The organism is Campylobacter concisus, from assembly GCF_902460895.1.
Taxonomy (GTDB): domain Bacteria; phylum Campylobacterota; class Campylobacteria; order Campylobacterales; family Campylobacteraceae; genus Campylobacter_A; species Campylobacter_A concisus_BC.
The window spans coordinates 1-1,218 of sequence record NZ_CABPVL010000033.1; the positions used below are offsets into that span (position 1 = coordinate 1).

Genomic DNA, 1,218 nt, shown 5'->3' on the forward strand with positions numbered 1-1,218 from the left:
TCATATTATGAGCTTGCTCTAGTTTATAGATACCTTCAAAAAATGTTTCATTAGTATGTTCTAGCATACCGGTAGCCAAAAAATCAATTAGCAAGGTCTTGTTTACAAATTTGCTATTGCAGAAATTTAAAAGTTGTTTTATCTCTGAGCCAAATACAAATTTATCTTTTGTCTGCGTAAAATAAAATGGCTTTACTCCAAATCTATCTCTTGAACAAAACAATATATCTTCTTTTTTATCATATATTGCAAAAGCCCACATTCCATTAAATTTTTCGACACAATCTTTGCCCCATCGATCATAGCTTGCTAAAATAACTTCGGTATCAGTTTTTGAGTTAAATTTATATCCAAATTCTTCAAGCTCTTTTCTTATCTCTAAATAATTAAAAATTTCACCGTTATATGTTATTGTATATTTATCTTCCATATAGCTCATAGGCTGATGACCATCTTTGCTAAGATCCAAGATAGATAGTCTTCTATGCCCTAATGCAAAATTTTTGCCATAAAAAAAGCCCTCATCGTCTGGTCCTCTATGAACTATCAAATCATTCATATTTTTTATTTCATCTTTTGCCACGACAACATTGCTCTTATTTATTATTCCACTTATTCCACACATTTACATCACACCTTAAAATACATAAAGACCTATTATGGAGGTTATTTTACTCTATACAATTTAACTTTTGACTCTTCTTTGCAACAATCAGCTATATTGTCATTAAATGAGAAACTGCTCATCATGTTAAAATTCAAGGGATTTAAATCAAAACATGATATAACATAAACCAAACCATGTTTTTTTAAATAATCTAAAATTTTATCCTCATCGTCAACCCAAAAAGATTCATCGGAATTGTATTTATTATTCTCAAAAATCGTATACCAATCAGGAAAAACAACTATACCTCTTTTAATGGCTACGTATTGCAGTAATTCTCTGCGTACCTTAAAGCCACAAAATATACCGTCATATTCTTCTTTTGGGTTTTTATAGGCCATTAATACTTTAGTATTAGATGGGACACAACTAAAAAACGTATTTAGTCCATTAGTTTCTTCTGCTACACTATATGGGCGCCTTATACCAGGTGATATAAATTTTCCATAGCTTGGTGCAACGTTAATCATGAGTCCATATACTGGGTATATAGATACTATATATGAGAATGTGATATAGATATTAAGATCAATATTTAAAATATAAAATAA

General features: G+C 29.7%; 2 protein-coding genes. Both read right to left on the minus strand.

From position 1 onward, the window contains the following. Window positions 1-625: class II glutamine amidotransferase domain-containing protein (locus F3G98_RS10260; RefSeq protein ID WP_188117011.1), on the minus strand; the 625-nt coding region annotated here is incomplete at its 3' end. A gap of 41 nt (window positions 626-666) precedes the next feature. Beyond that, a partial coding sequence (locus F3G98_RS10265; RefSeq protein ID WP_223231357.1) for a hypothetical protein occupies window positions 667-1,218 on the minus strand: 552 nt, incomplete at its 5' end.